Genomic DNA, 18172 nt, shown 5'->3' with positions numbered 1-18172 from the left:
GAGTGGAGGCAAATGGAACCACCTTCAAATCATCAACTCCACCCAGAAAGCGTGATAGCACAGCACCGATTGGTCCCGGATATATTGAACCATATGAATGACCGCCGACCTGGCGGTAAACCGGGCAGACATTTATACAGGCAGCACATCGGATGCATTGAAGAACGGATTGAAACTCAGTTCCTAAAATGGAGGAGCGTCCATTGTCTACGATCACAAGGTGAAATTCCTCGGGTCCGTCTACATCGCCTTCATCACGCGGCCCGGTAAGTGCGGTGATGTAGCTGGTCAACCTTTGGCCGACAGCGCTTCTTGTCAATAAGCTGACAAGGATTTCGAATTCATCGAATGTAGGCACAAGCCGTTCCATTCCCATCACGGTGATTTGCGTTTTCGGTAGGGCAGTGACCAAATCGGCATTTCCTTCATTCGTCACCAAACCGATCGAGCCCGTTTCCGCAATGGCAAAATTACAGCCGGTAATGCCCACATCGGCGCTTAAGAAATCTTTCCGCAGAATGCCCCGCACATGGGCGGTAAGCTCTTCCGGTTTTTCGGTTTGCGTATATGCAAGCTTTTCTTTAAAAACATCCCTAATCTGCTCCTTATTTTTATGGAGAGCAGGTGCGACGATATGGGAAGGTGGGTCATGATCATCCACTTGTAAAATATATTCACCAAGGTCCGTTTCAACGACATCGAGTCCAACTGCTTCAAGAGTTGCATTCAAATTGATCTCTTCCGTGACCATCGATTTGGATTTCACGACCTTTTTGGCGTTCTTTTTTACAATGACATCCTTAATGTAGCCGCTTGCTTCTTCAGCGGTTTCAGCAAAGAAGACATGACCGCCCCTTTTCGAAACGTTTTCTGCAAGCTGGTGCAAATAGAAATCAAGGTTGCTAAGCACATGCTGCCGGATTTCTTCACCAAGGGAACGCCAATCCTCCCAGCTTCCCAATTCATCAACGGCAGTCAGTCGCCGTCCGTGTAATCGTTCTTGGGCACTCGATACGGCCAATCGCATAAAATCATTATGTATTCCTTCATCCACCCGGTCTTTAAACTTGGCAGAGCTGGTTTTCATAGCCATTAGTTTTTCCCTCCTCGCTTTTTTTAAATACTATTCAGGACTTCCGCAATATGAAGCACTTTCACCGGTTGCCCCTTCCTTTGGATCCGTCCGCCGATATTCATCAAACATCCGGCATCCCCGCCAATTAAGAAATCTGCTTCGGTAGCTTCAATATTGCAGACTTTCTCCTCGACCATTTGTCCGGAAATGTCCCCCATCTTAACCGAAAAGGTCCCCCCGAACCCGCAGCAGTTTTGGGCATCTGGAAGTGGTGTCATTTCCAGCCCCCTGACATGGCTTAACAAAATGGCAGGTGCTTCCTTCACCTTAAGCAGCCGTGTCATATGGCATGAAGTATGATAAGTGGCCTTTCCCTTAAAGGTCGCCCCGACATCGGTCACTTTTAGGACATCCACGATGAATTGGGTCAATTCATATGTTTTGGCCGCTAATGATTCAGCACTCTTTTCCCATTCGGCATCGCCTTTGAATAGGACCGGATATTCTTTGAACATCGCTGCGCAGGAACCGGAAGGGGTTACGATGTATTCAGCATCCGCGAAAGTTTTAATCATCTTTTTCATGGCTTCCTTCGATTCCTTCGTATACCCGCTATTATATGCGGGCTGTCCGCAGCATATCTGGGACTCCGGGAAATCGATTTCACAGCCTAATCTCTCGAGTAGCTCCACTGTCGCTTTGCCGACATTGGATTGAAACAAATCCACTAAACATGTTGCAAAGAGAGTAACTTTCAATATGAACTCCTCCTTTTTCAAATAGGTTAACAGGTCATCTGATGACCAGAAAATGGAAAAAGGAAATGGTTTAAGAGAATATACCAATTTCCAAGATTTTTTAAATGGAGTAATCGTTTTCAAAATAATATATCAATTTAATCCTTTTTTGTATAGGGCATTTTTGAAATTTAAAGGAAGATCAACTATGCGTTTGCTGATTTTTTTGGATGACCCGATCCAATGATTCTTCGACGCTTTGAAGGTGAAACAGCATGGCACTGCGGGCTTCGTCTTCATCCTGTGCCACGATTGCATCATGGATCCTGGCATGCTGCTGGTAAAGCCGCTTAATTGTCATCTCTTCGGAATAAAGCGCTATCCGGCGGATATCACGCATCTTTTCCGTCATTAATTCTGAAACGTGGTTCATCAATGTAATCAGCAGCTCATTTTGTGATGCGTTTGCCACTGCAACATGGAAGGCGATATCTGCTTTATCACTGAGTTCTTCATCGTCGGATACCTGTTCCATATTAAAAAGACTTTCCTTGAGTTCGATCAGGTTCTCTTCCGTTCTCATCTTCGCTGCCACTTCTGCCGTACCGGACTCAAGTATTTTCCGGACTTCCAGTAAATGCTTGATATTGTCTTGATCCATCAAAAGGGCGGCAGACAAGGGATGGTTCATGATGGTGGGGTCGAAGGTTTTGACGAATGTTCCTTCACCTTGTTTTATTTCAATAAGACCCATTGAACTCAATGCACTTAATGCTTCGCGGATGGCAGGGCGCCCGACTTGGAAATTTTCCGCAAGCTGCTGAATGGAATCCAATTGCTCACCTGGTTTCAGGCTGCCTGACCGAATCATTTCATAAAGTTCATCGCTGACTTCTTCATAAATTTTTTTCGGCTTTATTTTTTTATATACCAAGTAGTAGCACCTCTATTTTCTATGAGTTTCTCTGGTTAATATTATATAACACAAATGTTCTTTGACACTTCCAGAAGGTTAAAAAAATCAACAAAAAATAAAAAAAATCTTGATTTTATATTTTTAATCATTTAATTTTAATGAGTACTCATCAAGTCATCTGATGACTTAGAATTTTCAAATATGTAAGGGGTTTCAATTAGAGTTAGAATTCTGAATTTTTTAAAAAATTATAGAAAATGGAGTCGAAATGAATGACATGGACACAAAACTTTACGCCGATCACCGATAATTTAGTTTTATCATCTCTTGCCGCACTCATTCCAATTATTTACTTTTTCTGGGCGCTTACCATCAAACGTATGAAAGGTTACATGGCAGGTATAACCACGTTGCTTGTAGCTCTTGCAGTGGCTGTATTGATATATGGAATGCCTGCAGGAAAAGCAGTGATGTCCGCTTCACAAGGAGCCGTATATGGGCTGCTGCCAATCGGATGGATAATCATCACTTCCGTATTTTTGTACAAAATGACTGTTAAAAGCGGACAATTCAATATCATTCGTTCTTCGGTGCTTTCGCTTACGGAAGACCGCCGCCTCCAGGCATTATTGGTGGCATTTTCTTTCGGGGCCTTCTTAGAAGGTGCCGCGGGATTTGGGGCACCGGTTGCCATTTCTGCCGCGCTTTTGGTCGGTCTTGGATTTAACCCGCTATATGCAGCCGGGATTTGTTTGATCGCGAATACCGCTCCGGTAGCATTCGGGGCGGTTGGCATACCGATCATCGCCATGGAAGGCCCAACTGGCATAGCCGCCATGGAGATTTCAAAAATGGTCGGCCGCCAATTGCCATTCCTTTCGGCTTTCATTCCGCTATATCTCATTTTAATAATGACTGGGTGGAAAAGGTCGCTTGAAGTCTTGCCGGCAATATTGGTTTCCGGATTTTCCTTTGCCATCACACAGTACTTAAGTTCAAATTTTCTTGGGCCGGAATTACCGGACATCCTTTCCGCGTTAGTGTCACTATTTGCATTGGCGATTTTCCTGAAATTCTGGAAACCTAAAACGATCTTTCGTTTTGCATCCGAGGAAACGGCAGCAGCTGTCGAACCTTTATCTACAGCAGAAGCGGAAATAAAATACACGAAATGGCAGATTTTCCATGCTTGGTCACCATTCCTTCTGTTAACGCTTTTCATAACAATCTGGGGGATGAACCCAATTAAGCCGGCGCTCTCCGGACATTATGAAGGCAACAATGCGTTGCTTGGCGGAATCAATGAAATCGGGAAACTATTAACCTTCCAAATCGAAGTCCCAGGTCTGCATAATGCGATAATCGGAAGCGATGGATTGCCGATTGCGGCTTTCTATAAAATAGAACTGCTCGGAGCGGCCGGGACTGCGATATTACTGGCTGCCATCGTAACGAAGTTCATCGCACACATGTCTGCAAAAGACGTTTATAGCACCTTTGTTGAGGCGATGAAAGAGTTGGCAAAACCAATCTTGATGATTTCGGCCGTGGTGGCTTTTGCCTATGTAACGAATGCTTCAGGCATGTCGACCACATTAGGGATGACCCTTGCAAAATCGGGTGATTTATTTCCGTTCTTCGCACCGGTTCTCGGCTGGCTGGGTGTGTTCATTACCGGCTCGGATACATCAGCCAACCTCTTATTTGGCAGTCTGCAAAAAGTGACCGCACTTAAAGTGGGGATGGAGCCGGTCTTGGCACTTGGGGCCAACTCTTCCGGAGGGGTCACCGGAAAGATGATTTCCCCCCAATCGATAGCGATTGCATGTGCTGCCGTTGGATTGGCGGGCAGGGAATCGGAATTATTGAGATTCACGCTCAAACATAGTTTGTTTTTATTGCTGCTTGTTTGTGTAATTACCTTCTTGCAAAATGGCGTCCTTTCCTGGATGATTCCATAAGTAGAATGAGGCTCCCCTTTCATAGGGGAGCCTCGAAATATTTTCAAGGCCAATCAAAAAAGGAGGACATATCATGCAATTGACAGCTGTGGCAGGGAAATTGGTTCATGAGGTTCGGAAACTGATCGATGAGGAAATCATCATTATTGATCATGCTGGAACGATTATCGCCAGCACCGATAATAGCCGTATTGGAGCTTATCATGAAGGAGCTATCCACGCTTTCAAAAATCGTGAGAAATTGATCATCAATAAACAGGATGAACGAAGTTGGAAAGGAGTGAAGGTAGGTATAAATCTACCTATTTTCTTCAACCAGGAAGCAGTTTGTGTGATTGGCATTACAGGAGACCCCAAACATGTTTCCCCCTATGCGGAACTTTTAAAAAAGATGACGGAGATGTTCATTCAGGAAAGCTATCATATCGAACAAGCAGAATCCCAATCACGTCTGATGGAATTCTTTGTATTTGAATGGCATCACCTGCAGACGTTCAATGAGCTTTTCCTTCAGAAGGCCAAGTTGCTTGGGGTCGATGTTCATGCAGACCGGATCATCACCCTTGGTGAATTTAAGACTGAGGAAATCATTGAACCTCATGTGTGGAGAACGCTTCAGATATACATAGGACAGCAGCACCCCAATGACATTGCAGTCCGATGGGGGAGGAATCAATTCATCATTCTTTCTATAGCCGATTTCATCGGTTCAAAAATCCAGCAATTAAAGAAATTAAGTAAACTCCAAAAAAAGCTGGAAGAGGGCTCGGGTTATAAAGTGTGTGCAGGAGTTAGTTCGCGTGCATCTGGATCCGCTTTCAGGTCAGCGTTTTTTAAAGCGGAACGTTCTTTGAAAATCGCGCTTCCTTCATCGGGGATCATATTTGACGAGGACTTGAAGCTTGAGGTCCTGCTTGATGAAGTTACCGCTGAAACAAGACAGGAATATTTATCCCGGACGATTCAGGAGTTGCTTCCTAATGAGGAGCTGCTTAAAACCCTTTCCATGTATTTTGCATGTGATTTATCCTTAAAGGAGACCGCCAGAGCCCTGCATATCCATATCAATACCCTCCATTACAGGCTCAAGCGCATAGAAGATTTGACCCGCCTGAATCCCAGGAAGCTAGACGATTTAGTCACTATGTATCTAGCATTAAGTATATTGGATAAACATACAAATTAATTCTATGGAAACCTCTAAATTCTATATGTTCATACATAGATGATTGAGTGTTTTCTTTCTTATACTTACATCATATAAAAAACTCGAATTTCCTATGTTTATATGAGGAGGATGTGTACATGTTAACAAAACAGGTTAAGCAGCTACTTCTTGCCATCGTCGGTCAGGAGAATTTCGATGACTCGAAAGTGGAATGTCTAGTCTATTCATATGATGCAACACCAGGGTTCCAAGCAATGCCTGATGCTGTCATTAAACCGGGCTGCACAGCTGAAGTCGCGGCCATCGTCAAAGTTTGCAAAGAATACCATATTCCGATCGTTCCACGTGGGTCTGGGACGAATTTAAGCGGAGGCACTTGCCCGACAGAGGGGGGACTTGTCCTTTTATTCAATCGAATGAATTCATTACTTGAAATAGATGAGGAGAACTTGACGGCGACCGTACAGCCTGGGCTTATCACATTGGACTTGATTTCAGCAGTTGAAGAGAAGGGGTTGTTTTATCCGCCGGATCCCAGTTCGATGAAAATCTCCACTATTGGCGGAAACATTAATGAGAACTCTGGTGGACTGCGAGGATTAAAGTACGGAGTCACCCGTGATTATGTCATCGGGCTAGAACTGGTCCTTCCGAATGGGGACATCATTCGAACAGGGGGCAAGCTTGCCAAAGATGTAGCCGGATATGATTTAACCAAACTTTTTGTCGGGTCAGAAGGGACCTTGGGCATCGTTACGGAAGCGATCTTAAAGCTGATCCCAATGCCTGAAACGACAAAGACGATGCTTGCCTTATATCAAGATCTCGATGCCGCAGCCCAGTCAGTGGCCAAAATCATTTCAAATAAAATCATTCCTGTTACATTGGAATTTCTGGATCGGCCGACGTTGATCGTGGTTGAGGACTTCGCGAAAATCGGTTTGCCCACCAATGTGGAAGCCGTCCTGCTGATTGAACAAGATGGTCCGAGTGAAGTGGTGGAACGCGATATGAAAAGGATGGCCGATATCTGTCTGCAGGAACAGGCGGTTTCCGTGGAAATTGCCGAAACGGAATCTGACGCTGCCGCCTTGAAAACCGCAAGACGGACAGCCCTCTCTGCACTGGCACGCCTCAAGCCGACGACCATTTTGGAAGATGCCACCGTTCCACGGTCGGAAATTGCCAAAATGGTTAAAGCGATTAATGAGATCGCTGTCAAGCATAACGTGGACATTTGCACTTTCGGCCATGCTGGGGATGGGAACCTGCATCCAACGTGCATTACCGACGCTCGTGATCATGAGGAAATGGAGAGAGTGGAGCTCGCTTTTGCCGACATTTTTGCCGCGGCTATCGACCTTGGCGGGACGATTACCGGTGAACATGGTGTAGGGGCGATGAAGGCCCCTTATCTTGAATGGAAGCTGAAGAAAGAAGGGATTGATGCCATGAGAGCGATTAAACAAGCATTCGATCCCAATAACATCATGAATCCCGGCAAAGTATTTGCCAAGGAAACCAGGAAAAGGGTGGTGGTTTCTTCATGACGACAGTTCAGGAAAGGGAAACCATCGCCATGCAATTCGCTGAAAAAATGAACGAAGATGAATTGTTGAATTGTATGCGCTGCGGCTTTTGCTTACCCCACTGCCCGACATACATGGAATCGGGACAGAAGGAATCCCATTCACCAAGAGGCCGGATTGCACTTATGAAAGCCGTGGCGGATGGTGTGATTGAGCCTGATGAGGATGTAGAACGTTCATTGAGCCTTTGCCTCGGCTGCAGGGCTTGTGAACCTGTGTGTCCTTCAGGTGTGAAATATGGGCATCTTCTTGAAGAAGCAAGGGATATCATCCATCAGAATAAAAAGCATAGTTACCCTGTGAAAACGATCCGTAATGCCGTTTTTAGTGGATTATTCCCGCATCAGGAGCGAATGCAGGCCATGACGAGTTTGCTTGGCTTCTATCAGAGATCAGGTCTGCAATACATGGCCCGAAAAACGGGAGTGCTCAACATGCTTCCGAATAATTTGGCAACCATGGAAAAGGTGCTGCCGAAAGTCCCGAAAAAATCAGAAATGAAAAATAGGCCAACCGGGCTGCCTGCAATCGGAACGCCGCTCAAAAAGGTGGCTTTTTTTTCCGGCTGCTTGATGGATACGATGTTTTTGGAAACGAACAAGGCCACACTAAAGCTTCTTCAGCTGGCCGGATGTGAAATCGTGATTCCGAAATCCCAGGCATGTTGCGGGGCGCTGCATGGGCACAGTGGTGAAAAAGCAGGTGCAAAGCAACTGGCCAAGCGCAATATAGAAGCTTTTGAAGCGGAGGAAGTTGATTATATCATTACGAATGCCGGCGGCTGTGGAGCTTTTCTCATAGATTATGACCATTTGCTCCAAGGTGAACCGGAATGGCATGACCGAACAATCGCATTTAAAAATAAGTTGAAAGATATAAGTCAGATTCTTGTTGATTTGCGTTTTCAGGAAAAAGTTCGCTTGAAACTGCCGGCTCAATCGGTAACTTTTCAGGATTCCTGTCATTTACGGAATGTGATGAACACCTCCCTGGCCCCGCGAATTCTCCTTCAATCGATAGAAGGGATTGATTTCAGGGAAATGAAGGATGCCGATCGATGCTGTGGCTCCGCTGGGATTTATAATATTGTTGAATCAGAGATGTCCATGAATATTCTCGACTCCAAAATGGAACACACGAAATTGACACAGGCCGATATCGTTGTCACGGCAAACCCGGGCTGTCTATTACAAATGCAATTGGGGATTGAGAGGGAAAACTTGGGGGAATGTACGAAAGCGGTGCATATTGCAGACCTGCTAATAAAGGCTGTGGCTTTATAATAGAAGAAAAACGAAATGACATTATTTGGTTAAACATTACATTTTTATAAATGGGGTAACCCTTGAAAAGGCTGGATTTCAATTGAAAAAGCGTTCTGTGCTGAGAACGAATTGTAATGATATAACAAAAATGAAATATTGATTCCTCGTTTACTTAGGTTCATAGCGGGTAGAGTTTATACATAGCATCCACTAAACGAAACAACAAAACCTAAGGAGGAATGTAAAATGAATAAAACAGTATATGGAGTATATGAATCAAATGCAGAAGTTATCCAGGCAATAAATGCACTTAAGGCAAAGGGGTTTGAAGGCGACGATATCACGGTCGTCGCAGATAAGGAAGAAACATTGGATTTCACGAACACTCAACGCGAAACGGATGTTCATACAATGACGAATGTTCCTAACGACGAATCATTTATGGACAAGGTGGCCCGCTTCTTCATGCCGGATGATACGGCAGACCTTTCAACAAGATTGGCGAATGCAGGCCTCTCGAATAGTGAAGCGGCTGAACATGTTTTTGATGTGGAAAATGGAAAAGTCCTGGTTCTGGTAGAAGAAGGTGAAGGCCATCTTGGAACGGCAAGAGATAAATTCACGACCGGAAATATGGATACTGCCGCTACACGGCTTGATACGAACTCCACCAACCAACTATATAATGGCACTGAAAAAACAGATGCATTAAATAAAGAAGATGTTTATGGAGTCAACGGACAAGGCCGTGAATTGCCAGAGGATGAAAGGACGCTTAAACTTCGGGAAGAACAGCTGAACATTGATAAAGAAAGAGTACAGACAGGTGAAGTCGTCATTAACAAAGAAGTCAATGAACAGCATAAAACGATTAATGTTCCTGTTGAACACGAAGAAGTGACAGTCGAGCATAGATCTGTTTCAGGACGTGAATCGGATCTGGAAACCGGAAACATTGATGATGGGGAAACATTACGGATTCCAGTTGTTGAAGAAAAATTGGAAGTTTCCAAAAAACCAGTCGTCACAGATGAAATTGTCATCAAGAAACATGCTGTACAAGAAACGGAACAAGTTCAGGATACTCTTAAAAAGGAAGATATCCAGCTTGATAGTACAGATAATTCGATCATAAATGAGAAACAGGCAGCTGAACGTCGAACCGACCGCTTCTAAGAGTGAAGGGAAAGTGGCCTGCAGTTTTTATAACTGCAGGCCACTTTTGGGTTTTAAAGACTCTAGGCAAGGCAAACCTTTTTGTTTAATTGGCACCCATCAGGGTATAAATACACATAAGAAGAAATTTCGGAATAATAGGAGGAGGAAGATGCATGGGGAAAACATTATATGGTGTTTTTAATACGGAAAGAGAAATAATCCAAGCTATTCAATCCCTCAAGGAAAAGGGGGTTCGTGAAGGAGAAATAACGGTAATGGCTGATAGGAAAGAAGATTTGGATTTCGTCAATCAAAAGCGTGATCCGGATGTGGACGTCGTTACTAACTCTAATGAGGATTCCTTCATTGATAAGATGAAACACTTTTTCCTTAATGAGGGTTCTGAAGATATAAGGAACCGGCTAGGTGAGTTAGGGCTTGCCGATAGTGAAGCCACCGCTTATATAAATGAAGTGGAGGCAGGAAAATTCCTGATTCTTTTAGATGAAATGGAAACCGTATCAGCAAGTGAGAGCATAGCTTCCAATCGCATGGAGGATACGGACGAACCTTTAGAGAATCCGCTTAAAACAGGGGTGGTGAACAATCCGGATCCGAACCTTTTTCCTGAAACAACAGCGAATGCCTATCAAACAGGGGAAGTGGAAGCACAGCCAGGAAGAAGCGAAGAACTTCATGGGAATTCTGCGAACATCTTTGAAAATGAAGAGCTGGATACAAAGCGAGCTCAACAAAGGGAAATCCGGGGGAACTCCACAGAAAAATTCAAGAAGAAAAAAACAGGGAATCATGAAGGGCAACTTGCAAGCGCCCCCCATCCAAACCCGTTTTCTGCCGATACTGATAATGCCCTTGATGCTCAAGGATCACTGGATCGGACCATGAGCCCGAATGCCAGCAGGCAGCAAGAGGAAGTCTTGCAGGATGAATACATCAAAAATCGAATCAATACCGACAATCTGTAATACGCAAAATAACTGCCTGCACAAGGCTGTTCAGACTGTAGACAAACTAGATGAAAATCGAGTTTGTCTGCAGTTTCTTTATGGCCTGTAAAATTGGGATGTTGATTTTCAGGCACTCGCTTTCCGCCTGGGGGTCTCCCTTTGATAGAAACCACACATGATGAGTTGAAGATATTGCTTTGGTTCAGTTGGTTCGTTTGATGAAGGATATATTTTCCCAACCCTTTTATCTGCAAACTGAACCAGGCTGTTTTTTTAAAAAAAACCTTTAGGCAAAGGGTTACTCAGGAATTCTCAATGGACTATTTGCTTGTTTATTGATAAAGCTGCAAGGTATAATGACAAAGGTATTTTATTTTAAGTAGAGTAACAAGGAGGGGGAGAAACATGGAAAAAAACGTATATGGTGTTTTTGACTCTAATCCGGAACTACTTGCTGCAATTCAAGACTTAAAAGCTAAAGGCGTATCTGGCAACCAAATGACAGTAGCAGCTAATATAAAAAATCATGTGCAGCTTGGAAATGAACATACGGATATCCTGATCATCGCCAATCAGGATAAGGAGGATACTCTTTTTTTAAGAATCTTCCACTACTTCACAGATGAAGGATCTGGAGATTTACGCAGCTTTTTCACGAAATACGGCTACTCTTATGATGAGACAAAAACGATGCTTGAAGAAGTGAGGGCAAAAAAATTCATTCTGATGCTTGATGAAGAAGTCTCCATGGAAGAACTGGAGGCTTGCGAAGCGAAATCAAAAAAATAACAGCCTCTGAAGGCTGTTATTTTTTTAATCCTGATTCGAGGGCAGTGATCATTTCCTGTTTTTCCTGCTCAGATGAATTTTGCCAGATGACCTCGAATAATACTCCCAATCCAGGAAGCATTTTTTCCTCGCCATTTTGTATGGCATCGACAATCGTGTCTTCCAGCTGCTCTTGCGAATTTCCTGATACATTTTGGATGATCGCATTACGTAAGTTTAAATTCATGATTATTCCTCCTCTATCACATAATGACTGACATACATAGCATTTCACAAACTCACATGCAATATGTATGTGAATTGCGTTATAATAGGAAAATCAGTGTGAAGTTAAAGGAGCGTTTACCCTTGAAATATATTGAATCCGTAAAAAACCCGCAAGTTAAGCAATGGAAAAAACTTTTGACGAAAAAAGAACGAGATAAAACAGGTAAATATTTAGTCGAGGGTTTTCACCTAGTTGAAGAAGCCTTAAAAGAAGAAATCGTCTTGGAAGTGATCATCAATGAAGAAACTGAAATGCCTGCCCATTTTAAGGTGGAAGGCACAGAACTCATTTATGTGAAAAATGATATTATGAAGGCGATTTGTGATACCGAAGCTCCTCAGGGAATTGCTGCGGTTTGTGAACAGAAATCAACGAGCATGGCGTCCATCAATCCGGATAAATTATTGTTGATCGATGCCGTACAAGATCCGGGGAATATTGGAACGATGATCAGGACAGCGGATGCAGCTGGAATCGATGCGGTCATACTTGGCGAAGGGTGTGCTGACTTGTATAATCCAAAAGTGGTCCGTTCGACGCAAGGGAGCCTCTTCCATATGCCTGTCATTAAAGGGAACCTTTCCGAAATCATCCATGAGCTGAAGGAAAGCGGCATACCGGTATATGGCACGGCATTAGAGGGCGCATCGCCATTTGAAGAAGTGGAAAAGTCTTCCCGATTTGCCCTGCTCGTCGGTAATGAAGGCCAAGGAGTATCGAAGGAATTACTGGAGAAAACGACTAAAAACCTTTATATTCCCATCTACGGAAAAAGCGAATCATTGAATGTGGGAATAGCTGCGGGGATTTTAATGTACTATTTACGAAAATCGATTTGAAACGGCCGAAGAATTATAATATAATAAAACAGAATTTTATAATGAAAACAACGATGACAAAGAGTAGTAGCTTAAGTTAACCATATCCAGGGAAAAAATGCCTTGACTGAAAGCATTTTTATGGCACTGCTTAAGGGAATTCACCTTTCGAGTTGGCATTGGGAAGACATGATGTCTGAAAAATGTTCCGGTGAAGAGCCGTTATTTTTTAATGAAGTGAGTGCAGAAGTTTTTTTGTTCGTGCACTAATAAGGGTGGTACCGCGATACATAAACCTCGTCCCTTTAGGGATTGGGGTTTTTTTGTGTTCATTTTTACAAAAGGAAAATAAAGGAGGAAGACATGATGCAGGAACGTTTACTAGAACTGCAGGAAGAAGCGTTGCAAAAAGTTGCCGCCGCTTCCGAATTAAAAGAACTGAATGAAGTCCGAGTTGCTTATTTAGGGAAAAAAGGGCCAATCACTGAGGTATTGCGCGGCATGGGTAAATTATCTGCCGAAGAACGGCCAAAAATCGGGGCACTGGCCAATGATGTAAGGGAAGCGATCGCAACAAAGATCGAGGAGAAACAAAAAGCACTTGAAACTGCGGCAGTCAATGCAAAGCTGGCAACTGAAACGATTGACGTCACACTTCCTGGACGTCCGGTTAACAAGGGGAATCTACATCCATTAACACGTGTCGTGGAAGAAATCGAAGACTTATTCATCGGTATGGGCTATACCGTTGCGGAAGGTCCTGAAGTCGAAAGCGACTACTACAACTTCGAGGCACTTAACTTGCCGAAAAGCCATCCGGCACGTGATATGCAGGATTCCTTCTACATAACGGACGAAATCCTGATGCGTACGCACACTTCACCTGTTCAAGCCAGAACGATGGAAAAACATAAAGGTCAAGGACCTGTTAAAATCATTTGCCCAGGAAAAGTATATCGCCGTGATAACGATGATGCTACACACTCCCATCAATTCCAGCAAATTGAGGGCTTGGTCATCGATGAGAACATCAGCATGAGCGACCTGAAAGGAACGCTGGACGTATTTGCGAAAAAAGTATTCGGGCAAGACCGTGAGATTCGTCTTCGTCCAAGTTTCTTCCCATTTACGGAGCCTTCCGTCGAAGTGGATATTTCTTGTAAAATCTGTGGTGGTAAAGGCTGCAGCGTATGTAAACAAACAGGCTGGATCGAAGTGCTTGGCGGCGGGATCGTTCATCCGAACGTCCTTGAAATGGCTGGCTTCGATTCCAAGAAATACTCTGGATTCGCATTTGGAATCGGCGTGGAACGGATTGCCATGTTGAAGTACGGTGTGGATGATATCCGTCATTTCTATACGAATGATGTTCGATTCTTAAAACAATTCAACCATCATGAAGCATAAATTTTTATTTTAAAAAGGAGGACCTACCATGTTTGTGTCATATAAATGGTTACAAGATTATGTTGACCTTTCAGGCATCAATGCGACGGAGCTAGCTGACAAAATCACGAAAAGCGGCATTGAGGTTGAAGGGGTGGAAAAGAAAAGTGAAGGGCTAAAAGGGGTCGTCATCGGGCATGTCATTGAACGTGAACAGCATCCAAATGCGGATAAATTGAATAAATGCCAAGTTGATATCGGGGCCGAAAATCCTGTTCAGATCATCTGTGGAGCACCGAATGTCGATAAAGGCCAAAAAGTCGCAGTCGCTACTGTTGGCGCAGTCCTTCCAGGTAATTTCAAAATTAAGAAAGCGAAACTTCGTGGAGAGGAATCGCACGGGATGATCTGCTCGCTTCAGGAATTGGGCTTCGAATCCAAGCTCGTTTCCAAGGATTATGCTACAGGTATCTTCGTCTTCCCTAATGATGTGGAAGTGGGGAAAGATGCATTGGAGGAACTTGGTTTAAGTGATGAAGTGCTGGAACTTGGGCTGACTCCGAACCGTTCCGATGCATTGAGCATGCTTGGTGTTGCATACGAAGTGGCAGCCATTCTAGGCCGGGAAGTGAAATGGCCGGTTGTAGAGAAAGAAGAGGCAGCTGAAAAAGCTACTGATTATATCAGTGTCAAAGTTGAAGCGAAAGAAGATAACCCGATATACATCGCTAAAATCATCAAGGATGTCAAGGTCGGACCTTCACCGCTTTGGATGCAGACTAGGTTGATGTCTGCAGGTATCCGACCTCATAATAATGTGGTGGATATCACGAACTACATTTTACTTGAATACGGCCAACCGCTCCATGCCTTTGATTATGACCGCTTTGGTTCAAAGGAAATCGTCATCCGCAGAGCGAAGGATGCTGAAAAAATCGTAACATTGGATGAAGCGGAACGCACTTTGACACCTGACCATTTAGTGATCACAAATGGCAGCGAGCCTGTAGCGATAGCTGGTGTGATGGGCGGAGCGGATTCCGAAGTGAAAAATGATACGACGAACATCATCATTGAAAGTGCATATTTTGCAGGTACAGTGGTTCGTAAAGCTTCAAAGGACCATGGATTACGCAGTGAAGCTAGTGCCCGCTTTGAAAAAGGTGTGGACCCGGCCCGTGTACGTGAAGCTGGAGAACGTGCTGCACAATTGATTGCACAATATGCAGGCGGAACAGTCCTCCAAGGAGCAGCAGAAGTTGATGAATTGACAATGGAACCTGCGGTCATTAGCATCACTCTTGATAAAATCAACACACTTCTTGGAACAAGCATGACCGCATCAGTTGTGGAATCAATCTTCAAGCGTCTGCAATTTGGCGTGGAACTTGACAATGAAACATTCACAATCACCGTTCCGACGCGCCGTGGCGATATTACGATTGAAGCTGATTTAGTCGAAGAGGCTGCACGTCTATATGGATATGATAATATTCCCGCTACACTGCCGATCGGTGCTGCTGTCCCAGGCCAATTGACTGATTATCAAATTAAACGGCGGAAAGCACGCCGTACACTTGAAGGCGCAGGCCTTTATCAAGCAGTAACCTATTCACTGACAAGCCAGGAAAAAGCGTCCCAATTCGCCTTGGAAGCAAGAGAATCCATTCGATTAGCAATGCCAATGAGTGAAGAAAGAAGCCAGCTGCGTTTAAGCATCGTGCCTCAATTGCTTGAAGTCGTGAAATATAACAATGCCCGCCAAATCGATTCACTGGCACTGTATGAAATCGGTTCGGTATTCTTTAAGCGTGACGAACAAGAACTGCCTGAAGAAAAAGAACATATTGCTGGAGCGATCACCGGCCTATGGGAGTCACATCTATGGCAAGGTGAAAAGAAACCAGTGGATTTCTTTGTAGCCAAAGGCGTGATCGAAGCATTATTCGACACACTTGGATTAGCTGATCAAATCAGTTATCGCCAAGCGGAAATTAACGACATGCATCCAGGACGGACAGCGGAAGTACTATTGAATGGTGAAGTGATTGGCTTTATCGGCCAAGTGCACCCAACTGTCCAAAAAGACTTGGATATTAAAGAAACATACATTTTCGAACTTTCCTTAAAAGCATTGGCCGAAGCCGAAGTCGCTCCGATTGCGTACCAAACCATTCCGCGCTATCCATCAACCACGCGCGATATCGCGCTCGTTGTGGATCAAGCTACGAAAGCCGGGGACATTCAGGATATTATTGAAGAAGCCGGTGGCAAACTGCTGAAAGAAGTAAGCATCTTCGACTTATACGAAGGTGAAAGAATGGAGGAAGGCAAGAAGTCCATTGCCTACTCACTGAAATACTTCGACCCGGAACGTACTCTAACGGACGAGGACATTACAAAAGCACATGATAAAGTTCTTGAAGCCGTTAAACAAAAAGCTGGCGCAGAACTAAGAGGATAAACCAAAAAGACAGCTCCCTGAAACATGGGGAGCTGTCTATTTTGATTTTACGAGTAAAAGGGGCAAACTCACGAGTAAAAGGCGCAAACTCACGAGTAAACAGCGAGAACTCACGAGTAAAAGGCACAAACTTACGAGTAAAAGGCGCAAACTCACGAGTAAACAGCTCAAACTCACGAGTAAACAGCTCAAACTCACGAGTAAACAGCGCAAACTCACGAGTAAAAGGCGCAAACACGAGTAAAAGGCGGCTGTTCCGGAAGGTCGGCCGCTTTCTTCTATTTATGATATTTCTGTTGAAATAGTCGCTTCGCTTTTTCTGTGTTGGCGAAGTGGGTTTTCGTGAATTCGTGTAATGAATCGATTCCTTTTTCATGAATCAATCTTGCGGCTGCTTCATCGACTGCAAATCCGGCACCTTTAGGGATTTTGAATCCGGCTTTTTCACTCAGCAAGTCAAAGCGTTTGACGAATGCATATCGGGCAATGATGGATGCGGCTGCTACTCCAAGATGAATGCCTTCCGCTTTTGTGCATAGATAGGTGGCATTAGCCTGGAATAGTTCTTGGCCTTTGAGGTAATTGAAAAATACCTCTGGTTGAGCGAATTGATCAATAAGGACCGCTTCCGCTTGTTCCGGCTGGATTTTTTGCATGAGATGCTTGATTGCTTGGTTATGGAGGAGTGCTTTCATTTTACCTTGTGACATTCCCTTTGCCTGCAGCGCATTATATTTTGGGTTGTCGCATGTGAGCAGGCTGAAGGGCACTACATCCTTAATCTGTTTGGCAATTTCGATGATCTGTGGATCTTTCAGATTTTTGGAATCCTGGACACCAAGCTCCTTCAATAGTGAGAGTTGCTCCTTTTTTGCATATACGGCTACGACGGTGATCGGGCCGAAATAGTCTCCTGTTCCGACCTCATCGGAACCGATCACTGACATGGTTCCGATATTTGCAGGCGGCGAATATCGATGGGCCTTGACCGATGCAGAAGATGCCGTTTTTTTCTTTGGAGCCGCAGCAGTGGTGCCCTTTTGCCATTTTCCAGCTTCTAGTTCGGCATTCTTACCTTGAAAAAGGACCTTACCGGATTTATAGGCCGTAACCGTACATAGCGGCGGTTTTGCGGAAAAGATGCTCCCCGGGGGCAGCTTGGCGGCCAAGGATGAAGAATAATGGGCCTTCATCGCTTTGATTTGTTCAGGACTGATAAGTAAAACAACATGGGACATAATGGTTTAGCTCCTAACTTCATTTTGTTTATTAGGTGATCTTCTTCCTAAATCCGCTTTCGTTTGACAAATTATTGAAATTTTTATGCGAGAAATGACGATGTACTCTCTTTCGTGACGAAAAACTTCATGATATGATAGAATTAGGATTGTTTAGATTGGGGGCATCATTTTGTCAGACGATAAACGAAATAAAACAACAGTTGATATATACGGACAACCATATACAATCGTCGGCACAGAAAGCGCAAGTCATATGCGCCTGGTCGCTTCGATGGTTGACGAAAAAATGAGAGAGATCAGGATGAAAAATCCATACTTGGATACAAGTAAGCTAGCGGTGCTAACGGCCGTGAATACCATCCACGAATA

At 44.1% G+C, this 18172-nt stretch carries 16 protein-coding genes and 1 other annotated feature; of the genes, 11 read left to right on the top strand and 5 right to left on the bottom strand.

All coding sequences use genetic code 11. The features are described from left to right. The 3 genes from ACFVSH_RS14945 to ACFVSH_RS14935 form a co-directional block, all read right to left on the bottom strand. Window positions 1–1093 (bottom strand): LutB/LldF family L-lactate oxidation iron-sulfur protein (locus tag ACFVSH_RS14945; RefSeq protein WP_387706626.1); only part of this gene is annotated, 1093 nt, incomplete at its 3' end. Window positions 1094–1116: 23 nt separating this feature from the next. Next, window positions 1117–1833 (bottom strand): (Fe-S)-binding protein, encoded by a 717-nt coding sequence (locus ACFVSH_RS14940; protein WP_387706624.1) that lies wholly within the window; start codon window positions 1831–1833, stop codon window positions 1117–1119. 181 nt (window positions 1834–2014) lie between these two features. Continuing rightward, window positions 2015–2746, bottom strand: coding sequence for a FadR/GntR family transcriptional regulator (locus tag ACFVSH_RS14935; RefSeq protein WP_387706622.1), 732 nt, complete (start codon window positions 2744–2746; stop codon window positions 2015–2017). Between the two features lie 254 nt (window positions 2747–3000). Here ACFVSH_RS14935 and ACFVSH_RS14930 point away from each other — a divergent pair, with 254 nt between their 5' ends. The 7 genes from ACFVSH_RS14930 to ACFVSH_RS14900 all read left to right on the top strand — a co-directional run bounded on the left by ACFVSH_RS14930 (window position 3001) and on the right by ACFVSH_RS14900 (window position 11626). Continuing rightward, window positions 3001–4689, top strand: coding sequence for an L-lactate permease (locus ACFVSH_RS14930; RefSeq protein ID WP_387706620.1), 1689 nt, complete (start codon window positions 3001–3003; stop codon window positions 4687–4689). 73 nt (window positions 4690–4762) lie between these two features. Then, window positions 4763–5875, top strand: a complete 1113-nt coding sequence (locus tag ACFVSH_RS14925) for a PucR family transcriptional regulator (protein WP_387706618.1) — start codon at window positions 4763–4765, stop codon at window positions 5873–5875. 119 nt (window positions 5876–5994) lie between these two features. Next, the gene (gene glcD, locus ACFVSH_RS14920) at window positions 5995–7407 is read left to right on the top strand and encodes a glycolate oxidase subunit GlcD (protein WP_387706616.1); all 1413 of its coding nucleotides are present in this window, start codon (window positions 5995–5997) and stop codon (window positions 7405–7407) included. Continuing rightward, window positions 7404–8729, top strand: a complete 1326-nt coding sequence (locus ACFVSH_RS14915; RefSeq protein ID WP_387602489.1) for a (Fe-S)-binding protein — start codon at window positions 7404–7406, stop codon at window positions 8727–8729. Before glcD ends, ACFVSH_RS14915 begins: the two co-directional genes overlap by 4 nt. Window positions 8730–8957: 228 nt before the next feature. Further along, complete coding sequence (locus tag ACFVSH_RS14910; RefSeq protein ID WP_387706614.1) at window positions 8958–9887, top strand: YsnF/AvaK domain-containing protein; 930 nt, start codon at window positions 8958–8960, stop codon at window positions 9885–9887. A 155-nt stretch (window positions 9888–10042) separates the two neighbouring features. Beyond that, window positions 10043–10855: a general stress protein gene (locus ACFVSH_RS14905; protein ID WP_387706612.1), complete on the top strand. Its 813-nt coding sequence runs from the start codon at window positions 10043–10045 to the stop codon at window positions 10853–10855. A gap of 387 nt (window positions 10856–11242) precedes the next feature. After that, on the top strand, window positions 11243–11626 hold the full coding sequence (locus ACFVSH_RS14900; protein WP_387602498.1) for a general stress protein: 384 nt from the start codon (window positions 11243–11245) through the stop codon (window positions 11624–11626). A gap of 16 nt (window positions 11627–11642) precedes the next feature. Here the strand turns inward: ACFVSH_RS14900 and sspI are convergent, their stop codons facing one another. Further along, window positions 11643–11852, bottom strand: coding sequence for a small acid-soluble spore protein SspI (gene sspI / locus ACFVSH_RS14895; RefSeq protein ID WP_076364828.1), 210 nt, complete (start codon window positions 11850–11852; stop codon window positions 11643–11645). 122 nt (window positions 11853–11974) lie between these two features. Between sspI and ACFVSH_RS14890 the strand changes: the two genes are divergently transcribed. The 3 genes from ACFVSH_RS14890 (at window position 11975) to pheT (ending at window position 16562) form a co-directional block, all read left to right on the top strand. Next, window positions 11975–12733: a TrmH family RNA methyltransferase gene (locus tag ACFVSH_RS14890; protein ID WP_387706610.1), complete on the top strand. Its 759-nt coding sequence runs from the start codon at window positions 11975–11977 to the stop codon at window positions 12731–12733. 44 nt (window positions 12734–12777) lie between these two features. After that, window positions 12778–13020, top strand: a binding site (T-box leader). 58 nt (window positions 13021–13078) lie between these two features. After that, window positions 13079–14119: a phenylalanine--tRNA ligase subunit alpha gene (gene pheS / locus ACFVSH_RS14885; RefSeq protein ID WP_098370018.1), complete on the top strand. Its 1041-nt coding sequence runs from the start codon at window positions 13079–13081 to the stop codon at window positions 14117–14119. A 28-nt stretch (window positions 14120–14147) separates the two neighbouring features. After that, entirely contained in the window at window positions 14148–16562 is a 2415-nt protein-coding gene (pheT, locus tag ACFVSH_RS14880; RefSeq protein ID WP_387706607.1) for a phenylalanine--tRNA ligase subunit beta, read from the top strand. Window positions 16563–16840: 278 nt separating this feature from the next. Here pheT and rnhC read toward each other — a convergent pair whose 3' ends face one another. Beyond that, window positions 16841–17800 (bottom strand): ribonuclease HIII, encoded by a 960-nt coding sequence (gene rnhC / locus ACFVSH_RS14875; protein ID WP_260285365.1) that lies wholly within the window; start codon window positions 17798–17800, stop codon window positions 16841–16843. 172 nt (window positions 17801–17972) lie between these two features. On the opposite strand from rnhC, the gene zapA reads away from it, so the two are divergent. Continuing rightward, window positions 17973–18172: cell division protein ZapA (zapA, locus tag ACFVSH_RS14870; protein ID WP_387706605.1), on the top strand; the 200-nt coding region annotated here is incomplete at its 3' end.

The sequence above is a fragment of the Peribacillus sp. NPDC058002 genome, from assembly GCF_042886655.1.
Classification (GTDB): Bacteria; Bacillota; Bacilli; order Bacillales; family DSM-1321; genus Peribacillus; species Peribacillus aracenensis.
The sequence above is the reverse complement of the archived record's forward strand: the minus strand, read 5'-3'. Positions and strand labels throughout refer to the sequence as shown.